This is a genomic window from Vescimonas fastidiosa (genome assembly GCF_018326305.1).
GTDB classification, from domain to species: Bacteria; Bacillota; Clostridia; order Oscillospirales; family Oscillospiraceae; genus Vescimonas; species Vescimonas fastidiosa.
The window spans coordinates 261906-286858 of record NZ_AP023416.1; the positions used below are offsets into that span (position 1 = coordinate 261906).

Annotated in this window: 21 protein-coding genes and 1 pseudogene; 15 read left to right on the plus strand and 7 right to left on the minus strand. The window is 61.4% G+C overall.

The window, feature by feature from the left end; translation table 11 throughout:
- The first annotated feature begins 120 nt into the window (after window positions 1-120).
- The 8 genes from mutS (at window position 121) to KI236_RS08555 (ending at window position 9112) form a co-directional block, all read left to right on the plus strand.
- The gene (gene mutS, locus KI236_RS08520; protein ID WP_212821136.1) at window positions 121-2715 is read left to right on the plus strand and encodes a DNA mismatch repair protein MutS; all 2595 of its coding nucleotides are present in this window, start codon (window positions 121-123) and stop codon (window positions 2713-2715) included.
- Window positions 2716-2909: 194 nt separating this feature from the next.
- Window positions 2910-3854, plus strand: coding sequence for a tRNA (adenosine(37)-N6)-dimethylallyltransferase MiaA (gene miaA / locus KI236_RS08525; RefSeq protein WP_212821138.1), 945 nt, complete (start codon window positions 2910-2912; stop codon window positions 3852-3854).
- A gap of 66 nt (window positions 3855-3920) precedes the next feature.
- Window positions 3921-4154, plus strand: a complete 234-nt coding sequence (hfq, locus tag KI236_RS08530) for an RNA chaperone Hfq (RefSeq protein WP_212821140.1) — start codon at window positions 3921-3923, stop codon at window positions 4152-4154.
- Between the two features lie 16 nt (window positions 4155-4170).
- Window positions 4171-5385, plus strand: coding sequence for an HlyD family efflux transporter periplasmic adaptor subunit (locus tag KI236_RS08535; RefSeq protein ID WP_212821143.1), 1215 nt, complete (start codon window positions 4171-4173; stop codon window positions 5383-5385).
- 413 nt (window positions 5386-5798) lie between these two features.
- On the plus strand, window positions 5799-6494 hold the full coding sequence (locus KI236_RS08540; RefSeq protein ID WP_212821145.1) for a YggS family pyridoxal phosphate-dependent enzyme: 696 nt from the start codon (window positions 5799-5801) through the stop codon (window positions 6492-6494).
- A gap of 20 nt (window positions 6495-6514) precedes the next feature.
- Window positions 6515-6970, plus strand: coding sequence for a cell division protein SepF (locus KI236_RS08545; protein ID WP_212821147.1), 456 nt, complete (start codon window positions 6515-6517; stop codon window positions 6968-6970).
- Between the two features lie 41 nt (window positions 6971-7011).
- On the plus strand, window positions 7012-7830 hold the full coding sequence (locus KI236_RS08550; RefSeq protein WP_212821149.1) for a DivIVA domain-containing protein: 819 nt from the start codon (window positions 7012-7014) through the stop codon (window positions 7828-7830).
- A 403-nt stretch (window positions 7831-8233) separates the two neighbouring features.
- The gene (locus tag KI236_RS08555) at window positions 8234-9112 is read left to right on the plus strand and encodes an HAD family hydrolase (protein ID WP_212821151.1); all 879 of its coding nucleotides are present in this window, start codon (window positions 8234-8236) and stop codon (window positions 9110-9112) included.
- Between the two features lie 110 nt (window positions 9113-9222).
- Here KI236_RS08555 and KI236_RS08560 read toward each other — a convergent pair whose 3' ends face one another.
- Window positions 9223-10167 (minus strand): ROK family protein, encoded by a 945-nt coding sequence (locus tag KI236_RS08560; protein ID WP_212821153.1) that lies wholly within the window; start codon window positions 10165-10167, stop codon window positions 9223-9225.
- A gap of 200 nt (window positions 10168-10367) precedes the next feature.
- Window positions 10368-13001 (minus strand): pyruvate, phosphate dikinase, encoded by a 2634-nt coding sequence (ppdK, locus tag KI236_RS08565; RefSeq protein ID WP_212821155.1) that lies wholly within the window; start codon window positions 12999-13001, stop codon window positions 10368-10370.
- A gap of 256 nt (window positions 13002-13257) precedes the next feature.
- Here ppdK and KI236_RS08570 point away from each other — a divergent pair, with 256 nt between their 5' ends.
- From KI236_RS08570 to buk, 4 genes and pseudogenes are all read left to right on the plus strand, one after another.
- Entirely contained in the window at window positions 13258-14094 is an 837-nt protein-coding gene (locus KI236_RS08570) for a DNA polymerase III subunit delta' (protein ID WP_212821157.1), read from the plus strand.
- A complete protein-coding gene (ricT, locus tag KI236_RS08575) occupies window positions 14091-15350 on the plus strand; it encodes a PSP1 domain-containing protein (protein ID WP_212821159.1) in 1260 nt (419 codons plus the stop codon). Before KI236_RS08570 ends, ricT begins: the two co-directional genes overlap by 4 nt.
- Window positions 15351-15355: 5 nt before the next feature.
- Window positions 15356-16204 carry an HAD-IIB family hydrolase gene (locus KI236_RS08580; protein ID WP_212821161.1) on the plus strand — a complete coding sequence of 283 codons (849 nt, stop codon included), beginning with the start codon at window positions 15356-15358 and terminating at the stop codon, window positions 16202-16204.
- Window positions 16205-16351: 147 nt separating this feature from the next.
- Window positions 16352-17413 (plus strand): annotated as a pseudogene (buk, locus tag KI236_RS08585) (butyrate kinase); the annotation flags it as partial.
- Between the two features lie 187 nt (window positions 17414-17600).
- On the opposite strand, the gene KI236_RS08590 reads toward buk, so the two are convergent.
- Together KI236_RS08590 and KI236_RS08595 are read right to left on the minus strand one after the other, a co-directional pair.
- A complete protein-coding gene (locus KI236_RS08590) occupies window positions 17601-18071 on the minus strand; it encodes a peptide deformylase (protein WP_212821165.1) in 471 nt (156 codons plus the stop codon).
- A gap of 125 nt (window positions 18072-18196) precedes the next feature.
- Window positions 18197-18397, minus strand: a complete 201-nt coding sequence (locus KI236_RS08595; protein WP_212821167.1) for a helix-turn-helix domain-containing protein — start codon at window positions 18395-18397, stop codon at window positions 18197-18199.
- A 158-nt stretch (window positions 18398-18555) separates the two neighbouring features.
- Between KI236_RS08595 and KI236_RS08600 the strand changes: the two genes are divergently transcribed.
- On the plus strand, window positions 18556-18966 hold the full coding sequence (locus KI236_RS08600; RefSeq protein ID WP_212821169.1) for a hypothetical protein: 411 nt from the start codon (window positions 18556-18558) through the stop codon (window positions 18964-18966).
- A gap of 118 nt (window positions 18967-19084) precedes the next feature.
- Window positions 19085-19261, plus strand: a complete 177-nt coding sequence (locus KI236_RS08605; RefSeq protein WP_212821171.1) for a hypothetical protein — start codon at window positions 19085-19087, stop codon at window positions 19259-19261.
- A 94-nt stretch (window positions 19262-19355) separates the two neighbouring features.
- Here KI236_RS08605 and lepA read toward each other — a convergent pair whose 3' ends face one another.
- Together lepA and KI236_RS08615 are read right to left on the minus strand one after the other, a co-directional pair.
- Window positions 19356-21164 (minus strand): translation elongation factor 4, encoded by a 1809-nt coding sequence (lepA, locus tag KI236_RS08610; RefSeq protein ID WP_212821178.1) that lies wholly within the window; start codon window positions 21162-21164, stop codon window positions 19356-19358.
- A 663-nt stretch (window positions 21165-21827) separates the two neighbouring features.
- Window positions 21828-22481, minus strand: coding sequence for a helix-turn-helix domain-containing protein (locus tag KI236_RS08615; RefSeq protein ID WP_212821181.1), 654 nt, complete (start codon window positions 22479-22481; stop codon window positions 21828-21830).
- A 199-nt stretch (window positions 22482-22680) separates the two neighbouring features.
- On the opposite strand from KI236_RS08615, the gene KI236_RS08620 reads away from it, so the two are divergent.
- On the plus strand, window positions 22681-24342 hold the full coding sequence (locus KI236_RS08620) for a M23 family metallopeptidase (RefSeq protein ID WP_212821183.1): 1662 nt from the start codon (window positions 22681-22683) through the stop codon (window positions 24340-24342).
- Between the two features lie 95 nt (window positions 24343-24437).
- Here KI236_RS08620 and KI236_RS08625 read toward each other — a convergent pair whose 3' ends face one another.
- Window positions 24438-24953 carry a nitroreductase family protein gene (locus KI236_RS08625; protein ID WP_212821185.1) on the minus strand — a complete coding sequence of 172 codons (516 nt, stop codon included), beginning with the start codon at window positions 24951-24953 and terminating at the stop codon, window positions 24438-24440.

Here is a 24953-nt window from a genome sequence, read left to right on the forward strand (position 1 = left end):
GGCTTTTATTGCCCTCTAAGGTGCAATTTTGCACTTTTCCACAAAGTTTTCCACCTTTTCCCAACCAAATCCGGCTGCCGACAGCAGACCCGCCCCGGCAGCAGAAAGATGTGACCTATTATGGCTGAACTGACCCCCATGATGAAGCAATATCTGGAAATCAAGGAGCAGAACAAGGACTCCATCCTGTTCTTCCGCCTGGGTGATTTCTACGAGATGTTCGGCTCGGACGCCCGGACGGCTTCCCGGGAGCTGGACCTGACCCTCACCACCCGGGACAAGGATAAGAACAAGTCCTTTGACGAGAAGGTGCCCATGTGCGGCATCCCCTACCACTCCTCCGAGGGCTACATCGCCCGTCTCATCGCCAAGGGCTACAAGGTTGCCATTTGTGAGCAGACCGAGGACCCCGCCACGGCCAAGGGCCTGGTGAAGCGCGACATTATCCGGGTGGTCACCCCCGGCACCGTCCTGGACGACACCTCCCTGGAGGCAGGCCGCAGCAACTTCTGCGCCGCCGCCTGGCTGGCCGAGGACAAGGCCGGCTTTGCCGCCTGCGACATCTCCACCGGCCAGACCCACGCCACGGCCTTTTCAGGCCCCGACGCCGGGGTTCACCTGCTCAATGAGGTGGCCCGGTTCTCCCCGGCGGAAATCATTCTCAACGATACCGCCGCCCAGGATGCGGCGCTGCGGATGCTCACGGAGAATAAGCTCTCCTGCCACCGGGAAGTTCGGGAAATTGACGGCCCCGCCGCCCGGGCAAGCATTGCCGGGCAATTCGGGGAAAAGGTCCTTTCAGACTTCCCCGCCGATAATTTCGCCCCTCTCCTGGCCCTGGGGAATCTTCTGCATTACCTCCACGAGACCCAGAAGGGCGACCTGCACCACATCGACACCCTGGACTTTTACCGTCAGGGTCAGTTTATGGAGCTGGACATCTCCGCCCGGCGCAACTTAGAGCTTACCGAGACCCTCCGGGGCAAGGAGAAAAAGGGCAGCCTTCTGTGGGTGCTGGATAAGACCAAAACCGCCATGGGCGCACGGATGCTCCGCAGCTGGCTGGAGCGGCCCCTGCTCAGCGTCCGGGATATTGACCGCCGGGCCGACTGCGTGGAGCGCCTGGTAAACGACACCGTCACCCGGGAGGAGCTGGCCCTGGCCCTGTCCGGCATCGGCGACATGGAGCGGCTTATGAGCCGCATTGTCTACGGCAGCGCCGGGGGCCGGGATGTGGTGGCCCTCCGGGCCGCCATGGAGAAGCTGCCGCCTATCAAGCGGCTGCTCACGGTCTTTCCCAAGGGCCGCCTTCAGGAGCTGTGCCGCACCCTGGACACCCTGGATGATCTGGCCGGGCGCATCGCCGCCACCCTTCAGGACGAGCCGCCCTTTTCCGTTCGGGAGGGGGAGTTCATCCGGGACGGCTTCCACCCGGAGGTAGACCGGCTCCGGGGCATCCTCCACGGCGGCAAGGGCCTCATGGCCTCCATGGAGGCCCAAGAGAAAGAGAAAACCGGCATTCGCACCCTGAAAATCGGCTATAACAAGGTGTTCGGCTACTATATCGAGGTCTCCAACTCCTTCAAGGATCAGGTCCCCGACACCTATATCAGAAAGCAGACCCTGGTAAACGGCGAGCGCTACATCACCCAGGAGCTGAAAAATCTGGAGAGCGACATTCTCACCGCCTCCGACCGGGTCTCCGCCCTGGAATATGAGCTTTTCACCGACCTGCGCACGGAGCTGGCCGGGCAGGTGTCCCGCATCCAGGCCAGCGCCTCGGCGGTGGCGGAGCTGGACAGCCTTTGTTCTCTTGCCTCTGTCGCCGTCAGCAACGGCTACTGCCGCCCCACGGTGGACGACTCCGGCGTGCTGGAGATTCACGACGGACGCCATCCGGTGGTGGAGAAAATGCGCCCGGACGCCCTGTTTGTCCCCAATGATACCTATATGGGCGAAAAAGAGGGCCGGGCCGCCATCATCACCGGCCCCAATATGGCCGGTAAATCCACCTATATGCGCCAGGTGGCCCTCATCGTGCTTCTGGCCCAGATCGGCTCCTTCGTCCCGGCCAAAAGCGCCCGCCTGGGGGTGGTGGACCGCATCTTCACCCGCATCGGCGCTTCCGACGACCTCTCCGCCGGCCAGTCCACCTTCATGGTGGAGATGACCGAGGTCAGCGACATTCTCCACGCCGCCACGAAAGACAGCCTCCTGATTTTGGACGAAATTGGCCGGGGCACCAGCACCTTCGACGGCATGAGCATTGCCCGGGCGGTGCTGGAATACTGTGCCGACCCCAAAAAACTGGGGGCCAAGACCCTCTTTGCCACCCACTACCACGAGCTTACGGACATGGAGCACAGCCTCCCGGGCGTGCAGAATTATAACATTGCCGTCCGGGCCCGGGGGGAGGAGATCATCTTCCTGCGCAAGATCGTCCCCGGCGGCGCCGACCGCAGCTACGGTATCGAGGTGGCTCGCCTGGCGGGTCTGCCCGAGGGGGTCATCGCCCGGGCCAAGACCATTCTCCGGGAGCTGGAATCGGAAGCCGGTAAGCCCCCGGCCCCCATGCAGGAGGAGGCCGACCAGGTCTCCCTGTCCAGCCTGGCCGAAACTGAGGTTTTGAGCCGCCTCCGCCGGGAGCAGGTAGACACCCTCTCCCCCCTGGAGGCACTGAACTTGCTCTACGAATTAAAGCAAAAGCTGCAATAAACGCCCCCTACGCACCATAGGAAACTCACCGCATCGGGCGGACAGAGTCGTCCGCCCCTACAAGCCGTTCCGTAGGGGCCGATGCCTACATCGGCCCGCACCACCGCACTACTTGTAATGTGTCATTGCGAAGCCAGTGCGCACACTGGCTGTGGCAATCCGTCCCACCCCACTTTCCACGAAAGGAGCCTACCATGGATAACCGTGTCATCTGCGTCGTCGGCCCCACCGCCACCGGCAAAACCAAAATGGGCGTAGCCCTGGCAAAGCGCTTCGGCGGCGAGGTGGTGTCCGTGGACTCCATGCAGATCTATCGGGGCATGACCATCGGCACCGCCGCCCCCACGGCGGAGGAAATGGACGGCGTCCGCCACCACATGGTGGCCATCGCCGACCCCGCCGAGAGCTGGTCCGTGGCCCGATTCACGGAGCAGGCGGACCTGTGCATTGGGGACATTCTCCGCCGGGGAGGACGCCCCGTCTTAGTGGGCGGCACCGGCCTGTACCTGGACTCCATTCTCTCAGGCCGCACCTTTGCCCCCGGGCACAGCGGCGGAGAGATACGAAAATCCCTTCAGGCGGAGATGGCCCGGGAGGGCATCGAGTCCCTTTACCGCCAGCTCCGGGAGATAGACCCCGAAACCGCCGCCCGCCTGCCTATCCGCGATGAAAAGCGCATTCTCCGGGCCTTGGAGGTCTACCGGGAGACCGGCGAGACCCTCACCGCCCACGATGCCCGCACCCGCCTCCGGCCCCCTAAATACCGGGCCTGCACCATCGGCCTCACCTTCCGGGACCGGGCCGACCTCTATGCGCGCATCGACCGCCGGGTGGACACCATGGTGGAGTGCGGCCTCCTCCGGGAGGTGGAGGCCCTTCTTCAAACCGGCCTCCCCGAGACCGCCACCGCTCTCCAGGCCATCGGCTACAAGCAGTTTCTCTCCGTCTACCGGGGGGACACGCTGGTGTCAGAGGCCGTAGCGGAGGTGAAGCTCCGCTCCCGGCAGTATGCCAAGCGCCAGCTCACCTGGCTGCGCCGCAAAGACGACATCCACTGGCTTCTCTGGGAAAAAGACCCCGATTTCCCGGCGGGCCTCCAAAATGCGACAGAATATCTCCTCGCCCAGGGCTTAGGATAGACCCGGGCGGACAAGCATAGAAAAATCTATCGTCCGCACCAAGACATAGAAAAAGGAGCAGACGATATGAAAAAGGCAAATTTACAGGACATTTTTCTCACCAAGGTACGCAAGCAGGCCGTTCCCGTCACGGTATTTCTGATGAACGGCTTCCAGCTTCGAGGCGTAATCACCGGCTTCGACAGCTTTTCCCTGGTGCTTGACAGCGACGGCCGCCAGCAGTTTATCTACAAGCACGCCGTCTCCACCCTTGTGCCCCTGCGCCCTCTCTCTCTGCGGGAGGAGGAAGGGGACGACTGACAGCGAAGGAGCAGCCATGCGATCCACTCCCATTTTCAAAATTCTCTCCCTGGCGGTGCTTGTGGCCGTGGTGACGCTTTTGGGCATAGAGGGCTACCGGTATTTCCACCGGTCCGTGTCCGTCTCCGTGGCCTACACCGGCCAGGTGACCGACAGCCTCTCCGTCACCGGCTGGGTGGTCCGTCAGGAGACGCCCCTGCCCGACACCTCCGGCACCCTCCTGCGCCAGGTTCAGGAAGGGGAGAAGGTCCACGCCGGCCAGGCCGTAGCCATGGCCTACGCCAGCAAGAGCGCTCTGGAGGTGGTGAGCCGGCTGGAGGACACGGAGCTGAAGCTGCAGCAGCTTCAGTTTGCCCGCAGCTCCTTTTTGGACAGCGACGCCGCCCTGAAGGTGGACAGCGATATTTCCGACAGCATTCTCCGCCTGCACATAGCCACGGCGGACGGCGACTATGCCACCGCCACCCAGGAGATGTCCGCCATGAAAACCGCCGTGCTCAAGCGCAGCTACAGCTATGAGTCCCTGGAGCAGATCGACCAGGCCATCGCCCAGACCCGCAGCGATATTTCCTCTCTGCAAAATCAGCTCTCCGGCGCCACCTCGGTAAAAACCGCTGTTGCCGGAGTCTACAGCGGCTCCACCGACGGCAGCGAGGAGACCCTCACCCCGGACTTTTTGACGGATGTGACCCCCGCCCGGCTGGACGCTCTCAGCACCGGCTCCGCCGTGAAGAGCGCCGGCAAGATCATCACCGATAACACCTGGTACTTCGCCGCCAATATCCCCGCCCAGCAGGCCCGGGAGCTTCAGGTGGGCCAGGAGGTCACTCTCCGCCTGAGCAAGGGCCTGCAGCAGGACACCCCTGCCTATGTTCAGTCCATCAGCGCCGAGGAGGACGGTCATGTGGCCGTGGTCCTCTCCTGCACCCGCTATATCTCCCAGGTCACCCTCCTGCGCCATCAGCAGGGGGAGATCCTCCTGCGGGAGTATAAGGGCCTCCGGGTCCCCTCCGCCGCCCTGCGCATGGACGAGGATGGCTCGCTGCAGCTTTTCTGCCGCCTGGGCGCCTATGTGTACAGCAAGCCCGTAGACCTGGTGTACCGGGGCGACGGCTTCTGCCTGGTCCGCTCCGCCCAGGGCGCCGCAGATGAGCGGATCCTCCGCCAGGGCGATTTGGTCATCTCCACCGCCCGGGCCCTCACCGACGGCATGATCTTCCCGGACAACTGACCGCCTAACCGGCATCCAATCTATCCGCAGGGGCGAACGACCCTGTTCGCCCTCCCGGGCCACTGCGTTACGGCGGGGCGATGTGGGCATCGCCCCCTACAAAATTCTATCGAAAACCCGTGCGTAGGGGCCGATGCCTACATCGGCCCGCAACAAAGACTTACTTGTTATCCGTAGGGGCGACCCTTGCGGTCGCCCGCCCATTGCACCTCTTGTTGCGCTTCCGTAGGGGCGGACGCCTCTGTCCGCCCGCCGACAACGCACCGCACCCCATATAAAAAACCAGTCATTGCGAGACCAGCGCGCACGCTGGTCGTGGCAATCCGTAACCCTCGTCCCCAATAAAGGCTCCCCTGCGCAAGGGTCGCCACCCACCCATTCCACCAACAGAAATAAAAAGGGAGGAATTTTCCATGTCCATATCCGAAAACATTGCGTCCATCCGCCTGCGAATCGAAGCCGCCGCCGCTAAAACCGGCCGCACCGGTGCGGACATCACCCTGGTGGGCGCCAGCAAAATGAACGACGCCGCCGCCTGCCGGGAGGCCATCGCCGCCGGCATTGATGCCCTGGGCGAAAACCGCGTTCAGGAGATGACCCGGAAGCTCTCGGAAAACGCCTACGACGGCGCACCCCTGCACTTCATCGGCCATCTCCAGCGCAACAAGGTCAAGCAGGTGGTGGGCAAGGCGGCGCTGATCCAGTCCGTGGGCTCTCTGGCCCTGCTGGATGAGATCGAGAAAACCGCCGAAAAGCTGGGCATCGTCCAGGACATCCTTCTGGAGGTGAATATCGGCGGCGAGGAGGCCAAGAGCGGCTTTGCCCCCGCCGAGGCCCCCGAGGCCGCCCGCTACGCCAAGACCCTGTCCCATGTGCAGGTGCTGGGTCTCATGACCATTCCCCCCGTGGAGTCGGCTCCCGGGGAAAATCTCCCGTTTTTTGCCCAAATGCAGGCTCTTTATGTTGACATAAATCAAAATATATACGATAATAAGTTTAAGTATTTGTCGATGGGTATGAGCGGCGACTTTGCCGAGGCCATCGAGTCCGGCAGCAATATGGTCCGTGTTGGATCGGCCATTTTCGGCGCCAGAGATTACAGCAAGTAAAAGCGGGAGGTAGTATACACATGAGCTTGATGGACGAATTCAAGAAGATCATCCACCCCTATGACGATGAAGATTACGACTATGAAAACGAGGATCAGTTCCCCACCCAGCGCCCCGGCAAGGAGTCCGCTTTCGACGACCGCAAGGAAGACCGCCGCAGCGACGACCGGCGCAACAAGGTGGTGAATATCCACGCCACCACCCAGCTGAAGGTGGTGCTGGTGAAGCCCGAGCGCTTTGAAAACGCCTCCGAGATCGCCGACCACCTCCGGGAAAAGCGCACCGTGGTACTGAATCTGGAGAGCACCAATAAGGACATTGCCCGGCGGCTTATCGACTTCCTCTCCGGCGTGGCCTACGCCGGTGACGGCAAAATCAAGAAGGTCTCCGCCAACACCTACATCATCACCCCCTACTCCGTAGACCTCATGGGTGACCTTATCGACGAGCTGGAGAGCAGCGGTCTTTACCTGTAAAGGCCCCATACCGGATAAAAAGACAGTACGGAGGGATTTATATGTTCACACCACAGGAAGTTTCCGAAAAAACATTCCCCAAATCCTCATCCTTTTCCAGCGGCTACGATCTGGCCGCCGTGGACGAGTTTTTGGACACGCTCACCGAGGACTATACAGCCCTCTATAAGGAAAACGCCGCGCTGAAGGCCAAGCTGAAGATTTTAGCCGAAAAGCTGGAGGAGTACCGCGCCACCGAGGACACCATGCGCTCCATGCTCCTGGCCGCTCAGAAGATGGCCGCCTCCATGACCGACGAGGCCAAGGAGAAGTCCGAGAAGATGCTTGCCGAGGCCCGGAGCCAGCGGGAGCAGATTCTGGAGGAGGCGCAGAACGCCGCCGCCGTGGCCAACCGCGACTTCCAGCAAAAGACCGAGGCCGCCCGGCAAAAGCTCTCCGCCGCCGAGGAGGCCATGCAGGACTATGTGGCCAAGAGCCTGGCCCTGTGCCGGACGCAGATGCAGTTTTTAGAGAAGCTGCCCCATAGCGACCTGCCTGCCCAGGAGAGTGCCGAAGCCCAGGAGACTGTCCCCGCTGCGCAGGCCGCTCCTGCCCAGGAGGCCGCCCCCGCCCAGGAAGCCGTCCCCGCCCAGGAGACCGTCCCCGCCGAGGAGGCTGTCCAGGCAGAAGAACCCCGGGACGACGCCCCGACCCAGGACACCGTCCGCATCATCGGAAAGGACATTCTCAGCGCTTACGAAAAGCAGCAGGCCCCCGAGCCCGACCACACCCTGCACCCGGACACGGACTTTGTCTCCGAGTTCAAGCTGGACCTGGACGAGCTGAAGTTCGGCCGCAACTACGACCCCGAAAAGAACTGACAAAAATGCAGAGGCTTGCCCACCCCAAGCCTCTGCATCCCCATATTGTCCCCATGTAAAAAAACTGTCATTGCGAACCAGTGACCGATGTCACTGGTGTGGCAATCCGCATCCCCCGTCCCCTTGCCTAAAGGGGGCTGTCACGGCGAAGCCGTGACTGGGGGATTCTTTTCCCATGCCTCTTGCAACCCCTCCGTAGGGGCGACCCTTGCGGTCGCCCGCGGGCGGGGCAGAGCCCCGCCCCTACGCACCCCTTGTACCCCCCCGTAGGGGGCGGCGTCCCCGACGCCCCGTTTTACCGCACCCCTTGTAACCCCCCTGTCATTGCGAACCAGTGACCGATGTCACTGGTGTGGCAATCCGTACCCCCGTCCCCAAAATAGCCCCAAAAGGAGATACCCCCATGGAAAAGCCCATCATCGCCCTTCTCTACGATTTCGATAAAACCCTCTGCACCACCGACATGGAGGACTACACCTTCATTCCCGCCCTGGGCTATAAGCCCGCCGAATTCTGGAAAAAGGCCAACGACTTCGGCTATAACAACCGCATGGACGGCCTTCTGGCCTATATGTATACCATGATCGAGGAGTGCCGGGCCCAAAACATCCGTCTGGACCGGGACTTTCTGGTTCGCTGCGGCCATGATATACAGCTCTTCCCCGGCGTGCAGGACTGGTTTGCCCGCATCAACGCCTTCGGCGAGAGCCAGGGCGTAGCCATTGAGCATTATGTCATCTCCTCCGGTCTCCGGGAGATCATCGAGGGCAGCGGCATCAGCCACGAGTTTAAGGAGATCTACGCCTGCGAGTTTTTCTATGATGCCCGGGGTCTGGCCTCCTGGCCCAAGCTGGATGTCAACTTTACCAATAAGACCCAGTTTGTCTACCGCATCAATAAGGGCGTGCTGGATGTGTCCGACGACCGCACCCTCAACGCCTCCATGCCCGACGACAGCAAGCGCATCCCCTTCACCAACATGATCTACATTGGCGACGGTCTCTCCGATGTGCCCTGCATGAAGATGATGCGCTCCTACGGCGGCGAGGCCATCGCCGTCTATCAGGAGGAAAACCGCCAGGGCGTAGAGGACTTGCTGAGCAAGGGCCGGGTGGATTTTATCTTCCCCGCCGACTACCGTGCCGGCACGGACCTGGAGACCACCGTCCAAAACATCATCCGGAAAATGGCCATTACCGATGCCCTGACCGAGGAAAACAGCCGCCAGCTCCGGCAGCTGGGCCGGGGCGACCTGCCGTATCAGGCCAGCCTATTTGAATAAAAACCAGAAAAAGCCTCCCGGAGCGTACCGATTGCGGCAAGCTCCGGGAGGCTTTTTTATTTTGGGCGTTTTCCCCGTCGGCCCACCTGCAGGGGCCGACGCTTGGGGCATTATTCCGGCTTTTCCGCGGCAAAGAGGGCCGCGCCGATGACACCGGCGTCGCTGCCCAGGGTGCAGGTCACGATGCGGGGGTGCTTTTTCGTGTAGGCGGAGCCATATTCCTGGCTCTGTACCTGGGCGCGCAGGGGCCGCAGCAGCGTTTCCCCCTGGTTGGCGATGCCGCCGCCCAGGGCTATGACCTCCGGGAAAAAGATATTCACCAGGTTGGCGATCCCCACACCCAGATACCGGATGTACTCCGCAACCACCCGGGTGGCTGCCGGATCTCCGGCCTCCTGCCCGGCAAAGGCCGTGCGGCCATCTACGCCGCCCTTTTCCCGGGCGATGCGGTGCAGGGCGCTGTCCGGGTGGGCCGCCATAGCCGCCTCCGTCCGGCGTATCAGCGCCGTGGCGGAGGCATAGGTCTCCCAGCAGCCCCGGCGGCCACAGGCGCAGCTCTCCCCGTCGGCCACAATGCACATATGTCCCAGCTCGCTGGCCGCCCCGGTAAAGCCCGTGAGCAGGTGCCCGTCCAGCACCACGCCGCCGCCTATGCCGGTGCCCAGGGTCACCACTACGGCGCTTCGGGTGCCCTTGGCCGCCCCCACCGCCGCCTCTGCCAGGGCCGCCGCGTTGGCATCATTTACCAGGCGCACGGAAAAGCCCGTGTCCTCCAGGGTCCGGCGCACATCATAGTTCACCCAGCCGATGTTGCAGGCGTACACCACGGTGCCCGCCCGGTCATCCACCGTACCGGGGCAGCCCAGGCCCACGCCGGCCACCTCCCGGCCCCGGCCCAGGGTACGGATCATGGCGCCAATATCCTCCGCCACCGCCGCCGGGCCTCGCCGCGGCCGGGTGGGGCAGGTCTGCCGGGCCAAAATTTCCCCGTCCTCCCGGACCACGGCCCCCTTGATGCCGGTGCCGCCCAGGTCGATGCCGATGTACTGCTTCATGTCCGCGCCTCCGCTTTTCTTTTTTACTAGCATACCATGCCCGGCCGGGGCTGTCAAAACCTCCGTAACGAAACGGTTTCTCTTTTGTCGGAAAAAACCGGTGGATTTTCCGACCATCTCAAACGGCCACACCGCTCCGGGAAGCGGTGTGGCCGTTTTTATAGGGTATTAAGGGGCATTACGCCACTTGCGCGGGCTTCTTATTGGCGCTGTTCCTTGATGGCAGCCTGGGCAGCGGCCAGACGGGCGATGGGAACGCGGAAGGGGGAGCAGGACACATAGTCCAGGCCCACCTTGTGGCAGAACTCCACGCTGCTGGGGTCGCCGCCGTGCTCGCCGCAGATGCCCAGGTGGATGTCGGGGCGGGTGGCGCGGCCCATCTCAGCGGCCATCTTCACCAGCTTGCCTACGCCGACCTGGTCCAGCTTGGCGAAGGGATCGTTCTCGTAGATCTTCTTATCGTAGTAAGCGCCCAGGAACTTGCCGGCGTCGTCGCGGCTGAAGCCGAAGGTCATCTGGGTCAGGTCGTTGGTGCCGAAGGAGAAGAACTGGGCCTCGGTGGCGATCTGGTCGGCGGTGAGGGCGGCTCTGGGGATCTCGATCATGGTACCCACCAGGTACTTCATGTCCATCCCGGCGGCGGCCAGCTCCTGGTCGGCGGTCGTAACCACGATGTCCTTTACATACTTCAGCTCCTTCACCTCGCCCACCAGGGGGATCATGATCTCGGGGACCATGGTCCAGTCGGGGTGCTTCTTCTGCACATTGATGGCGGCGCGGATGACAGCCCGGGTCTGCATGGCGGCAATCTCCGGGAAGGTAACGGCCAGGCGGCAGCCACGGTGACCCATCATGGGGTTGAACTCGTGGAGGGCGGCGATGATGTTCTTGATCTGCTCCACGGTCTTGCCCTGGGCCTTGGCCAGCTTCTCAATGTCGGCCTCCTCGGTGGGCACGAACTCGTGCAGAGGGGGATCCAGGAAGCGGATGGTCACGGGGCAGCCCTCCATGGCCTCATAGATGCCCTCGAAGTCGCCCTGCTGCATGGGCAGGAGCTTGGCCAGAGCCGCCTCCCGCTCCTCTACGGTGTCGGAGCAGATCATCTCGCGGATAGCTTCGATACGGTCGCCCTCGAAGAACATATGCTCGGTACGGCACAGGCCGATGCCCTGGGCGCCCAGCTCACGGGCCTTAGCGGCGTCGTGGGGGGTGTCGGCATTGGTGCGGACCTTCAGGCGGCGATACTTGTCGGCCCAGCCCATGATGCGGCCGAACTCGCCGCCGATGGTAGCGTCCACGGTGGGCATAGCGCCGTCGTAAATATTACCGGTGGAGCCGTCCAGGCTCAGCCAGTCGCCCTCGTGATAGGTCTTGCCGGAGAGGGTAAACTTCTTGTTCTCCTCGTCCATAGCGATGGCGGAGCAGCCGGAGACGCAGCAGGTGCCCATACCGCGGGCCACCACAGCGGCGTGGCTGGTCATACCGCCGCGCACGGTGAGGATGCCCTGGGCAGCCTTCATGCCCTCGATGTCCTCGGGAGAGGTCTCCAGGCGGACCAGGACCACCTTCTCACCCCGGGCAGCCCAAGCCTTGGCGTCCTCGGCGGTAAAGACGATCTTGCCGCAGGCGGCGCCGGGGGAGGCGGGCAGGGCCTTGCCGGCGGGCTGGGCCTTCTTCAGAGCCTCGGCGTCAAACTGGGGGTGCAGGAGGGTATCCAGGTTCCGGGGGTCGATCATGGCCACGGCCTGCTGCTCGGAGATCATGCCCTCGTCCACCAGGTCGCAGGCGATCTTCAGGGCCGCCTTGGCGGTGCGCTTGCCGTTACGGGTCTGGAGCATATAGAGCTTGCCGTGCTCCACGGTGAACTCCATGTCCTGCATATCCCGGTAATGGTCCTCCAGAGTCTTGCACACATCCACAAACTGTGCATAGGCCTCGGGGAACTTCTCGGCCATCTGGTCGATGGGCATGGGGGTGCGCACGCCGGCCACCACATCCTCGCCCTGGGCGTTGGTCAAAAACTCGCCCATGAGTTTCTTCTCGCCGGTGGCGGGGTTACGGGTAAAGGCCACGCCGGTGCCGCAGTCGTCGCCCATGTTGCCGAAGGCCATGGATTGAACGTTGACAGCGGTGCCCCAGGAATAGGGGATGTCGTTATCCCGGCGGTATACATTGGCCCGGGGATTGTCCCAAGAGCGGAACACGGCCTTGATGGCGCCGATGAGCTGCTCCTTGGGGTCAGAGGGGAAGTCGGCGCCGATCTTGGCCTTGTACTCGGCCTTGAACTGCATGGCCAGCTCCTTCAGATCCTCGGCGGAGAGCTCCACATCCTGGGTGACGCCCTTCTTCTCCTTCATCTCGTCGATGAGCTGCTCGAAATACTTCTTGCCTACCTCCATCACCACATCGGAATACATCTGGATAAAGCGGCGATAGCAGTCCCAGGCCCAGCGGGGATTGCCGGACTTGGCGGCGATGACGCCCACCACATCCTCATTCAGGCCCAGGTTCAGGATGGTGTCCATCATGCCGGGCATGGAGGCCCGGGCGCCGGAGCGCACAGACACCAGCAGAGGATTCTCATGGTCGCCGAACTTCTTGCCGGTGATCTTCTCCATCTTCTCGATGTACTCCATGATCTCGGCCATGATCTCGTCATTGATCTTCTGTCCGTCCTCATAGTACTGGGTGCAGGCCTCGGTGGTAATGGTGAAGCCCTGGGGAACCGGCAGACCGATGTTGGTCATCTCAGCCAGGTTTGCACCCTTGCCGCCCAGCAGCTCGCGCATGGATGCATTACCCTCGGTAAACAGATAGCAGAATTTTTTGCTCATAATACCCTCCAATATACCTTTTTAATAATAGCAGAATTCATTATAGCCACAAAGATAAGAAAATGCAACATATTCTCTCCCTTTTTTCTATTTTTTACCCTTTTGCCGAATTCTCTCGTCCCTTTTGCAAATAAATGGCGCAAATCACAAAAAAAATACGGGAGCGGTTGAGAAAATGCCGGAGCTGTGCTATACTGGTACTGTATTTTATTGTCATGGCAGGGTGTATTTTTCGGAAAAGGGGAGGGGGAGCCCAATGGATCCTGTGCTGGAGAGCCGTATTCGCCGCGGGGCCCGGCAGGGTGCGCTGCCCCACAGCGTCATCTTTTCCGGCAGCGGCGATCTTTTGGCCGCCGCCCGGTTCTACACCGCCGCCTTAGAGTGCCGGCAGGCGGATAAGCCCTGCCTGCGCTGCCCCGCCTGCGGCAAGGTGCTCCGGGGCACCCATCCCGACTGCGTCACCGCCGAGGACAGCCAGCACAAGGATCTGTCCGTGGAGGTGCTGCGGGCCCTGCGCTCCGATGCCTATATCCAGCCCAACGAGGGCGCGTGCAAGGTGTTCCTTTTCCCCGACTGCCGCCGCCTGACGGTCCAGGACCAGAATGTTCTCTTAAAGCTTGTGGAGGAGGGGCCTGCCTACGCGGCGTTTCTTTTCTGCGCGGAAAATCCCTCGGTGCTGCTGCCCACGGTGCGCTCCCGGTGCGCGGAGCTTTCCGTGCGCCCCACGGAGCAGGAGGCGGCGGCGCCAAGCCCGGAGGCCCAGGCACTTTTGGAGGCTATGGCCGGCGGCGAGAGCCCGGCGGTTACGCAGGTGCTGGTGGGCTTTGAAAACGGGAAAATGACCCGGGAAAAGCTCCAGCAGGTGCTGCGGGAGTGCCGGGAGGGCAGCCTGCAGGCCCTGCGTCTGCGCTGGGGCGCACCCCCGGAGACTCTGTGCGCCGACGGGGTAGGGCCCCTGAGCCGAAGGCTTACAAAAAAGCAGCTTATGCGGCTGTGTGAAATGCTGGGCAAATTCGCCCAAGAATGTGAATGGAATGTGGCGGTGGGCCAGGTTTTAGGCGCCGTCGCCGTAGAATGGGAGGATATCCTATGAAGGAAGTTATCAGCGTCCGCTTCCGCAGCGGATGCAAGAATTATTATTTCAGCCCCGGGCAGCTCACCGTTGCCCCGGGCCAGGATGTGATCGTGGAGACCGCCCAGGGGCCGGAGTATGTCACCTGCACCCAGGGCAACCACACCGTGGAGGATCATCAGGTGGTGGAGCCTCTGCGCCGGGTGCTGCGCCCGGCCACGGAGAATGACCGACGCAGCCTGCAAATGGCCCGGGCCCGGGAAAAGGAGGCCTTTGCGGTCTGCCAGAAGAAGATCGCCCAGCGGGGCCTGGAGATGAAGCTGGTCCGGGCGGAAAGCTCCTTTGACGGCAATAAGCTGCTCTTTTTCTTCACCGCCGACGGCCGGGTGGATTTCCGGGAGCTGGTAAAGGATCTGGCCGCCGCCTTCCACGCCCGCATCGAGCTGCGCCAGATCGGCGTCCGGGACGAGGCAAAGATGCTGGGCGGCCTGGGCATCTGCGGCCGTCCCTTCTGCTGCAGCCAGTATATGGACGATTTCATCCCCGTGTCCATCAAGATGGCCAAGACCCAAAATCTCTCCCTGAACCCCGCCAAGATCTCCGGCACCTGCGGCCGCCTTATGTGCTGCCTGAAGTACGAGCAGGAGGCCTATGAGGATGCCGCCCGGCGTATGCCGAAAAACGACTCCTTTGTCCAGACCCCCGACGGCCCCGGCAACATCAGCGCCGTAAACCTGCTGAAGGAGCAGGTCACCGTCCGGCTGGACGATCAGCCCGAGTCCCCCCGGTGCTACCACAACTGCGAGATCTGCGTCCTGCGCAACGGCAAGGGCAGCCGCGACGGTATCCAGGTGCCCCGGGAGCGCCCCGCCCGAATGGTGGTGGAGGAGAAGCCCGAGGAGTTCCCGGCGGTGGTGTCCGACTTCCTCTATAGCTCTCCCGAGGCGGCAGAGCCCCCGGCGGAGGAAAAGCGGGAGTCCGGCCGCTCCGGCCGCAATCGCCGCCGCAGAGGCAGCCGCCCTGCCGAGGATAGGTCCCCGGAGAAAAATCCCCCCAAGGCCCAGAAGCAGCCCCCCAAGCAGAGCGAAAAGCAGGCCGATAAGCCCCGTCCCCCGCGCCGCCGGGGCGGGCAAAAGCCCGAGGGAGCCGCTCCCCAGGCGGCCAAGCCCCAGCCTCCCAAGCAGGCCGCCGGAGGCGAGGTAAAGAAGCCCCGGCACCGGAGCGGACGCCGTCACCCCCGCCGGGGTCCCGGCGGCAGCGGCAAGACGGAGGCATAACAGCCATGGGAAAATTTCAAGGTGTCCTCCTGGTCAGCGACTTTGATAATACCTTGGTCTATACCGAGGAGGTTCTTTTGGGCGGCGGTTCTCTGCCGCCCCTTTCCCGGGAAAACCGCCGGGCCCTGGAGTATTTCACGGCCCAGGGCGGCCTCTTTTCCGTGGCCACAGGCCGGGCCCTGCCCAGCTTTGCGCCCATTGCCCCCACGCTGCCCATGAACGGCCCCACCGTCCTCTTTAACGGCGCGGCCATCTATGATTTTGCCCGGGGCGAGTACCTCTGCACCGCCTTTCTCCCGGACTCCATCCGCCGGGACCTCCACGCGGTAGAGCTGGCCTTCCCGGGTCTCGCCGCCGAGATTTATCACGACGGCAGCCAGATCCACACCCTCCACCCCAACGATTTGACCCGCAACCACATGGCCCTGACCCATTCCGCCGCCACGGAGGCGGACTCCATCCTGCAGGTGCCCATGCCCATCAGCAAGGTGCTGTTTGAGGAGACGGGCCAGCGGGGCCGGGACTTGGAGCGGTATATCCGCAGCCAGCCCTGGGCCCGGGACTTTGAGATCGTCCGCTCCGGAAAATTTTTCCTGGAAATCACCGCCAAGGGTGCCACCAAGGGGGCCATGACCCAAAAGCTGGCGTCTGTCCTGGGCATCCGGGCGGAAAATGTCTGCTGCGTAGGGGACCAGGCCAACGACCTGACCATGCTGGCCGCCGCGGGCCACGCCTTTGCCCCGGCCAATGCCATCGAGGCCGTGCGCCGGGCGCCGGGGGTGGAGCTGCTGCCGGACTGCCGGGAGGATGCCCTGGCGGCGCTGATAGACCGGCTGGACGGTCTTTATGCCTGAATCGGCAGAAGATTGCGGCCAAAATGCGCTTTTTTCATCAAAAAAACAATTTACATCCACCTAAAGTATGGTGTATAATATAAGCATTATGACCGAAACGGTTTTGCGTTTTATCTTATAATTTTGAAGCCTCAGGAGGAAATCACTATGTCTAATTACATTCTTGTTATCAACCCCGGCTCCACCTCTACCAAGATCGGCGTGTTTGAAAACGGCACCCTGCTCTTTGACAAAACCCTGCGTCATCCCGCCGAGGAGATCGCAAAGTTTGCCACCATTCCCGACCAGAAGGGATGGCGTAAGGAGCTGGTGGAGCAGGCCCTGATCGAAAACAACTTCGACATGAAGAAGCTCACCGCCATCTGCGCCCGGGGCGGCCTGGTAAAGCCCATTCGTGGCGGCACCTACGCCACCTCCGATGCCCTGCTGGCCGACTGCGTAGCCGGCGTCCAGGGTCAGCACGCCTGCAATCTGGGCGGCCTCATCGCCCGGGAGATCGGCGACGAGCTGGGCATCCCCTCCTTCATTGCCGACCCCCCCGTGGTGGACGAGCTGCAGGCCATTGCCCGCTATTCCGGCCATCCCCTGATCCAGCGGGTCAGCAAGTTCCACGCCCTGAACCAGAAGGCCGTGGCCAAGCGCTACGCCAAGGAGGTGGGCAAGAAGTATGAGGACCTGAACCTCATCGTCTGCCACATGGGCGGCGGTGTGTCCGTAGGCGCCCATGTAAAGGGCAGCGTGGTGGACACCGAAAACGCTCTGGACGGCGAGGGCCCCTTCTCCCCCGAGCGCTCCGGCAGCCTCCCCACCGACGCCGTGATGAAGCTGTGCTTCTCCGGCGACTATACCGAGGAGGAGCTGCGGAAGATGTTCGTGGGCCGCGGCGGTCTGGTGGCCTATGCCGGCAGCACCGATATGCGTGACCTGCTGAAGATGGCCGAGACCGATGCCAAGGTAGCCGAGGTCATCGACGCCTTCCACTATCAGATCGGCAAGGAGATCGGCGCTATGGCCGCCGCCATGCACGGCCAGGTGGATCAGATCATTCTCACCGGCGGCATTGCCTACGGCAAGGAGACCGTCCAGGCCCTGAAGGATATGGTGGAGTGGATCGCCCCCGTCACCGTCTATCCCGGCGAGGACGAGCTGCTGGCTCTGGCCCAGGCTGCCCTCCGGGTCCTCAACGGCGAGGAGCAGGCCAAGGACTATCGATCCCTTTCCGCTGCACACATACCCCCAAAAAAAGTACAGAGTCCCGGTCCCCGGAGAGCCTTCTCCGGGAACCGGGACCTTTTTTTGTCTTTATGGCCTCGTTTCTTCACCGAAACGGCACCAAATTGCACCGAAACGGCACCGTCTCCGGTGCCGTTTCCCATAGATTATAGGGTGAAAATTTTTACGCCTTCATCACAAAGGCCTTGCCGTCCACGGCGCGCATGGTGGCCAGGATGCCGTTGAGGTGGTCGTACTCGTGCTGGATAAGCTCGGACAGATACCCCTCGCAGGCAAGCTCCTGCACCTGCCAATTTTCGTCCCGGTAGCGGACGATGCAGCGCCGATTCCGCCGGACCTTTACCAGCAGGCCCGGGAAGCACAGGCAGTCGTCCATCAGCTCCATCATCTCGCTGCCCACCAGCTCCAATGTGGGGTTCACGATGACCCGGCGCACCCCGTCTAAATCCAGGCAAATAAGCCGCTTTTTAATGCCGATCTGGGGGGCGGAGATGCCGTGGCCGAAGCCTGCATCCTTTAGGCATTCAAACATATCCTCAATGTCGGGCCGCAGCTCCTCCAGCTCCTCCCGGGTCACGGCGGAGCTCACCTCATACAGAGCCGGGTCGCCCAGCAGCAATACTTTTCGCTTCATTTTCCGTTCTCCTCTCACTTTTGCAGACCCTTTCGCCGCAAATATTACACATAGTATACTACCAAATTTGCCCTCTGTCCAGCGGGGAGTCACACGATCTGCTCCAGGGCATTTCATTTTTGCGATTATTCTTCGTCTATATACTCCATCACATCCTGTACGCGGCATTGCAGCAGCCGACAGAGCTGGTTGATGGTGTGTGTCGATACATTGTCGCCGTGCTTCATGGCGTAGAAATTCGACAGCGGAAAGCCCAGCTTCCCAAGCCGGTATGAGGTCACGCCCTTTTCCTCCATGGTCCGAAACAGCGGTTCGTAGCTTATCATTGGCAGACACCCCTTTCGTACCAAACAGTATAAAAACCATATACGGATTTCGGTATCTGCTATAATTCGTATGTACGGATATTGACACATGTTAACTCTGTATGCTATACTGCAAGCAGTCTGTTTTACACAATTTGGCGAGAAAAGGGGGATGTTTTTTGAGTGACTTCATGTTGGCTCTGCCAGGTATTCTTTTCTGGGTGGTGCTGTTTGTGGTGATTAAGTCCTCAAGAACAAAACGGGAGGAAGAAAGCAAGCATCCCCAAAATACCGCGCAGCGGGAACTCGCGGACGATGTTATCGCCACCATTGAACGGGTAGCCCCCGATCTCGAAATTGCCCGTGTTAGTTATGATTCTTATTATGGTAAAGCGGGCGGTATATATTTTCGGTCATGGAGCGGATATAGCTATAACTACGCTTATGCATCCCATGGATATAAAAATGTCTCTCGCGATGCAGCAAAGTTCGTGGCTGATGAAATTGCAAAGCGCTTCGGAAAGGGAGGGGGCAAAGTAGGAGGATGGAGCGAATATGATTATTTCGAAGTGTGGATACCAAGAAAATAATAGAAAGACCTGCCTTTAAGGAGAAAACACGATGGAACTGATTCAAATAGATTCCGTGAACATATACTCGAGCTTAAGATATATCTCGCAGAGTTCTCCGCTTCCAATCGCTGTTTTTGTGGACGCGGAAACGGGCGTTGTCTACTTTAACGGCATGTACCCCCGCTACGATGCCAACGGTCGGGTCATGGTCATCCCCAGAGACCGGCTTCCGGCTATCCTCGCCCGTGGCAGGGCGCAGGCCGCCGCCGCAGCGGCAGATGAAGAGAGAAAGCGCACCACCATCCAGGTCTGACGCGCACTCCCGGCAAACAGCCTCAAAAAAAATAACCGCTGACAGCAACAAGAGGAAGCAGCCTCCGACTGCTTCCTCTTTCTCTATTATGGTATCAATCGCTATCCAGCTTGAGTACAGCCATGAAGGCTTCGGTAGGCACCTGCACCGTGCCGAGATTCCGCATCTTCTTTTTTCCCTCTTTTTGCTTCTCCAGCAGCTTTTTCTTGCGGGTGATATCGCCGCCGTAGCACTTGGCCAGAACATCCTTTCGCATGGCCTTCACCGTTTCCCGGGCGATGATGCGCCCGCCGATAGCCGCCTGGATGGGGACCTCGAAGAGCTGGCGGGGGATATTATCCTTCAGCTTTTCGCACAGACGGCGGGCCCGGGGATAGGCCTTATCCTTATGGGCGATGAAGCTCAGGGCGTCCACGCCGTCGCCGTTCAGGAGCAGGTCCACCTTCACCAGGTCACTGGGGCGGTAGCCGGAGAGCTCGTAGTCCAGGCTGGCGTAGCCCTTGGTATTGGCCTTGAGGGTATCGAAGAAATCATAGATGATCTCGTTCAGGGGCATTTGATAGTGCAGCTCCACCAGATGGGTGTCCAGGTACTGCATATCCTTGAACTCGCCCCGGCGGTCCTGGCACATGGGCATGATATTGCCCACATACTCGTTGGGGGTGATGATGGAAACCTTCACATAGGGCTCCTCGGCGTGCTCAATAACGGCGGGGTCGGGATAATTATGGGGGTTATCCACCTTGACCAGGGTGCCGTCGGTCTTATACACATGATAAATAACGGAGGGGAGGGTGGTGACCAGGTCCAAATTGAACTCCCGCTCCAGCCGCTCCTGGATGATCTCCATATGGAGCATACCCAAAAAGCCGCAGCGGAAGCCGAAGCCCAAGGCCACGGAGCTTTCCGGCTCGAAGGTCAGGGAGGCATCGTTGAGCTGGAGCTTTTCCAGGGCGTCCCGGAGGTCCGGATACTTGCTGCCGTCCTCGGTGTAAATGCCGCAGTAGACCATGGACTGGGCGGGACGGTAGCCGGGCAGGGGCTCCGAGGCGGGATTTTCCGCGTCGGTGACGGTGTCGCCCACCTGGGTATCCTTGACGGTCTTGATGGAGGCGGTGAAGTAGCCCACCTCCCCGGCCTGCAATGCGTCGGTGGGCTCATTGCCCAGGGGCTTGAGGTAGCCGCACTCCAGGATGGTATACTGGGCGCCGGTAGCCATAAGGCGAATGGTCTGACCCCGGCGCAGGGTGCCCTGGCGGATACGGAAATAGACCACCACACCCACATAGGGGTCATACTGGCTGTCGAACACCAGGGCCTGGAGGGGGGCGTTGGGGTCGCCGCTGGGGGCGGGGACACCCGCCACGATGTCCTCCAATACCGCGTCGATATTCACGCCATTTTTAGCGGAGATCTCCGGGGCATCCAGGGCCGGCAGGCCGATGATGTCCTCCACCTCCTGCTTGGCCTTCAGGGGATCGGCGGCGGGGAGGTCGATCTTGTTGAAAACGGGAAGAATTTCCAGGTCGTGATCCAGGGCCAGGTAGGTATTGGCCAGGGTCTGGGCCTCTACCCCCTGGGTGGCGTCCACCACCAGCACCGCCCCCTCGCAGGCGGCCAGGGACCGGGAGACCTCGTAATTGAAGTCCACATGTCCCGGGGTGTCGATGAGGTTCAGGGCGTAGATTTCCCCGTCCTTCGCCTTATAAAACAGGTGGACGGCCCGGGACTTGATGGTGATGCCCCGTTCACGCTCCAGGTCCATATTGTCCAGGAGTTGGTTTTCCATTTCCCGCTGGGGGACGGCGTCGCACTTCTCCAGCAGGCGGTCCGCCAGGGTGGACTTGCCGTGGTCGATGTGGGCGATGATGGAAAAATTGCGGATGTGGGATTGATCGAACATAGGTATTGACCTCCGATGAATGGGGATTTTGGGGGGTGCAGGGGGGACGGGGACGCGGATTGCCACAGCCAGTGACAGGAGCCGAAGAAATTCGCGTGTCATTCCGAGACCAGTCCGCAGACTGGTCGTGGGAATCCGTAATACCCCTGCACAAATCCAAAGGGGAACGGATTGCCACAGCCAGTGTGCGCACTGGCTTCGCAATGACAGGGAGTTTTACATGGGGTGCAGTAGGCGGGCCGATGTAGGCATCGGCCCCTACGGAAGCGCTTGTAGGGGCGGACGACCCTGTCCGCCCAGTCCCGGTAACGCAACACTTTGTAGGGCAGGGCCCGTGTGCCCTGCCGTGGGTGCGGTGAGGAATCCCCCAGTCACGGCTTCGCCGTGCCAGCCCCCTTTAGGCAAGGGGGCCAAGGGGACGGGGATGCGGATTGCCACACCAGTGACAGGGTTTTTGCAAGAGGTGCGGTAGGCGGGCCGATGTGGGGAGCGAACCGAGCGCTGCCAGTGGCAGATGAAGCGAGGTGAGCGAGTGGCCGCGGTCAAAATTTCCAGCGTCCGCCGTAAGGCAGCGCAGAAATTTTGGGCACCGCAACAGGATCATCGGCCCCTACGAAAGGTTACAAGAAGTGACTGCGTGCGGGGGCGGGCTGCTGCGCTGCATCAGGGGAGCTTTTTGCAGCGCTCGTCGGTATTATGGACCACCTGGGCCACGCTTTGGCCCAGGCCGGGATAGGCGGTGAGGGACTCGGCGGTCATGGGGGGGCAGGGCTCTGCCTGAAGGGCCTGCTGGTAGCGCATACGGCTGACGGCCATATCCGCCTCCACCGCTCCGGCATCAAAGGACACCGCATCCACGCCGAAAAGCTCCTCATTGCCCTTGCCCCGGCGATACAGGTGGCGCAGCAGCAGGTACATGGCCCCGCTGAGATAGTCCCCGGCGGCGGTGATGGCGCTGCGGCTGCCGGTTTTGCCCAGGAGGTCAAAGAGGACATTGGCGGTATTCACCACCAGCTTCTTTTGCAGGGTGGCCATGATGCTGCCCCGAAGATTGCCCTTTTCATCCGTGGAATCATACAAATCATCGGCCACGATGATGGCCCCGTCCCGGCTGAGGGTGCGGCCCAGCAGATAGTCCGCCGACACCTGATAGTAGTCGCAGGCCCGGACCACAAAGGCCAGACCCGGCTCGCGGATGCCGTTTTCATAGTGGCTCAAAAGCGCCTGGGAGATGCCCAGCTGCGTGGCCGCCTTGCGCTGGGAAATGCCCCGCTCCTGCCGCAGCAGGCTCAGGGTCCGGGAAAAATCCGTTGCCACAAGGTCGCCCTCCTTTCTCTCTCTTCTTTCTCTTATACAGGAAGTAAATTATACCGCACTTTATACGGATTGTAAACGATTTTTTTCGGGGAAATTTGCACAATTACAGGATTTGCCGTGTATTTTTCCTTGACGGAACAGAGGAAATAGAGTATGATTGGTTTGTAACTATTTTGTAACCTTTAGGATGGATATAGATATGAACGATCAGAAAAAGCGGGGCCTATTATGGTATCTGGGTGAGCATCCGGATCTTTTGCAGCACTACACCGACCTGCAGGGGTTGGTGCGGCGGGTGCTGCGCTTTTTCCGGCGGAAGCTGGACCAGGCCCGGCAGGCGCTGCGGTACTTCGGACGGGAGCGCAAGGCCCGGCGGTTTCCGGAGTCGGACCATCGGCTGGCCCAGATGGTGCTGTTTATTTGGGGAAATCTTCCCCGGATCGGCAGCCGGTTTCGGGAGCGGCTGTACCACCTTCGCCGGCGCAGCATCCGCTTCGGCAGCAAGCGGCGGGCCTTGTTTGAGAAAATTCGACTGCATCCGGCGCTGTTTCTCGGCTCGGCGGTGGCTGTGGCGGCCATTGCGGTGGTGCTGAGCCTGTACACCATCGGCGTGAATGTGTCCTACGACGGCATCAGCCTGGGCACCACCAGCTCCAAGCGGGCGGTGCGCACGGCGGCGGCCAACATCGAGGAGGTCACCCGTGAGGTTTTGGGCGACGAGAGCTACGCCGTGGACAAATCCCTCCTGCAGCAAGAGACGAAGGTGGTGCTGCGCAGCACCGTGCAGACCCGGCAGGAATTTGAGACACGGCTTTCCAAGCAGCTGGGCAAGGTGGCCTACGGCTATGTGCTGTATGTGGACGGGGAGCCGGTGGCGGCCACGGAGTATGAGGGCGCTATGGAGGAGCTGCTGGAGCAGCTGAAAACCGGGTACATCACCGACCGGACCGTGGAGTGCTATTTTGTGGAGAAAACCGAGATCCGGCAGGAATACACCACGGCGGACCTGATGATGAATCTGGGCTACATCGCCGAGAAGCTCAACGCCACCAAGGCCGGGGCCGTGACCTACACGGTGCAGGCCGGGGACACCTTCTACGACATCGCTATGGAGCATGACATGGGCGTGAACACGCTGCTGAATCTGAACCCCGGCTATCAGGCGGACATGATCCATGTGGGCGACACCCTGACCATCAGCAACGCCGTGCCTTATCTGACGGTGGTGGATGTGGAGAGGCAGAGCTATCTGCAGGATGTGGCTTACAGCGTGGAATACCAGGATGACTCGTCTATTTACGAGGGCGATTACCGGGTGCTGAAGGCGGGCACCTACGGCAAGGAGGATGTGACCGCCAATGTGACCTACATCAACGGCACAGAGGTGAGCCGGGATGTGGTGGCGGCGGTGACCCTGAGCCAGCCCATTGCGGAGCTGCAGGCCCGGGGCACCAAGGAGCGGCCCTCCTGGGCGGCTACGGGCAGCCTGCGCTGGCCCTGCAGCGGCATTATCACCTCCTACTTCGGCTACCGGGACATCGGCGTATCCGGCGCCTCCTCTAACCACGGAGCCCTGGACATTGCCGCCGGGTGGGGCACACCCATCTACGCGGCGGACGGCGGCACCGTCATCTCCTCCGGGTGGGACGGCGGCTACGGCTACCGCATCCGCATTGACCACGGCAACGGCATGGTGACCCTGTACGCCCACTGCAGCAGCCTGGAGGTGGGCGTGGGCGAGCATGTGTACAAGGGACAGCTCATTGCCTACATGGGCTCCACCGGCATCAGCACCGGCAGCCACTGCCACTTCGGCGTGTATATTAACGGCACTGCGGTGGACCCGCTGAATTACCTGTGACGCGCAAGGCCCACAAAAACGATAAAAAATATAAAACAGGAAGCGTCCGAGAGGGAATCTCGGACGCTTCCGTGTTTACTATGGATATTAGCCTCTTACAGCTCGGTATAAAATTCCTCCAGGGGCTTGCGCTGGGTATGGAGCTTGCTGGGGTGGGCGTCCGGGGCGGGATAGCCTACGGGGAGGAGGGCGATGGGGGTGCGGCCGGCCAGCTCCGGCAGCGCAAGTGCCAGCTTCTCCGGGTCAAACACGCCCACATAGGTGCTGCCCAGGCCCAGGTCCGCCGCCTGCAGCATGATCTGGGCGGTGGCGATGGCGGCGTCGATTTCGCCGTGGTTTTTCCCGTCGATACCCGTGCGCACCCAGGCGGCGGCCGGGTCGTAGCACACCACCAGCACCACCGGGGCGCCGAAGTGCATGGTGGTGCAGCGGTCTACCCGGGCCAGGGCATCCGGGCTTTTGCACACCAGGAGATACTGGGGCTGGTTATTATGGGCCGTGGGGGCGGACTGGGCCGCCTGCAGCAGCAGGCGCAGCTTCTCCTCCTCGATGGGCCGGGGGTCAAACTTCCGCAGGGAATAGCGGGCCAGAGCCAATTCGTTAAAATTCAT

Excerpts from the sequence above, each read along its gene's own strand:
- KI236_RS08555 (WP_212821151.1), top strand. The coding sequence starts at position 8,234 with ATGGAAAAGCCCATCATCGCCCTTCTCTACGATTTCGATAAAACCCTC.
- KI236_RS08535 (WP_212821143.1), top strand. The coding sequence starts at position 4,171 with ATGCGATCCACTCCCATTTTCAAAATTCTCTCCCTGGCGGTGCTTGTG.
- KI236_RS08590 (WP_212821165.1), bottom strand. The coding sequence starts at position 18,071 with ATGAAGCGAAAAGTATTGCTGCTGGGCGACCCGGCTCTGTATGAGGTG.
- KI236_RS08580 (WP_212821161.1), top strand. The coding sequence starts at position 15,356 with ATGGGAAAATTTCAAGGTGTCCTCCTGGTCAGCGACTTTGATAATACC.
- KI236_RS08540 (WP_212821145.1), top strand. The coding sequence starts at position 5,799 with ATGTCCATATCCGAAAACATTGCGTCCATCCGCCTGCGAATCGAAGCC.
- KI236_RS08595 (WP_212821167.1), bottom strand. The coding sequence starts at position 18,397 with ATGATAAGCTACGAACCGCTGTTTCGGACCATGGAGGAAAAGGGCGTG.
- miaA (WP_212821138.1), top strand. The coding sequence starts at position 2,910 with ATGGATAACCGTGTCATCTGCGTCGTCGGCCCCACCGCCACCGGCAAA.
- mutS (WP_212821136.1), top strand. The coding sequence starts at position 121 with ATGGCTGAACTGACCCCCATGATGAAGCAATATCTGGAAATCAAGGAG.
- ricT (WP_212821159.1), top strand. The coding sequence starts at position 14,091 with ATGAAGGAAGTTATCAGCGTCCGCTTCCGCAGCGGATGCAAGAATTAT.
- lepA (WP_212821178.1), bottom strand. The coding sequence starts at position 21,164 with ATGTTCGATCAATCCCACATCCGCAATTTTTCCATCATCGCCCACATC.
- KI236_RS08560 (WP_212821153.1), bottom strand. The coding sequence starts at position 10,167 with ATGAAGCAGTACATCGGCATCGACCTGGGCGGCACCGGCATCAAGGGG.
- KI236_RS08570 (WP_212821157.1), top strand. The coding sequence starts at position 13,258 with ATGGATCCTGTGCTGGAGAGCCGTATTCGCCGCGGGGCCCGGCAGGGT.
- hfq (WP_212821140.1), top strand. The coding sequence starts at position 3,921 with ATGAAAAAGGCAAATTTACAGGACATTTTTCTCACCAAGGTACGCAAG.
- KI236_RS08550 (WP_212821149.1), top strand. The coding sequence starts at position 7,012 with ATGTTCACACCACAGGAAGTTTCCGAAAAAACATTCCCCAAATCCTCA.
- ppdK (WP_212821155.1), bottom strand. The coding sequence starts at position 13,001 with ATGAGCAAAAAATTCTGCTATCTGTTTACCGAGGGTAATGCATCCATG.
- KI236_RS08620 (WP_212821183.1), top strand. The coding sequence starts at position 22,681 with ATGAACGATCAGAAAAAGCGGGGCCTATTATGGTATCTGGGTGAGCAT.
- KI236_RS08625 (WP_212821185.1), bottom strand. The coding sequence starts at position 24,953 with ATGAATTTTAACGAATTGGCTCTGGCCCGCTATTCCCTGCGGAAGTTT.
- KI236_RS08545 (WP_212821147.1), top strand. The coding sequence starts at position 6,515 with ATGAGCTTGATGGACGAATTCAAGAAGATCATCCACCCCTATGACGAT.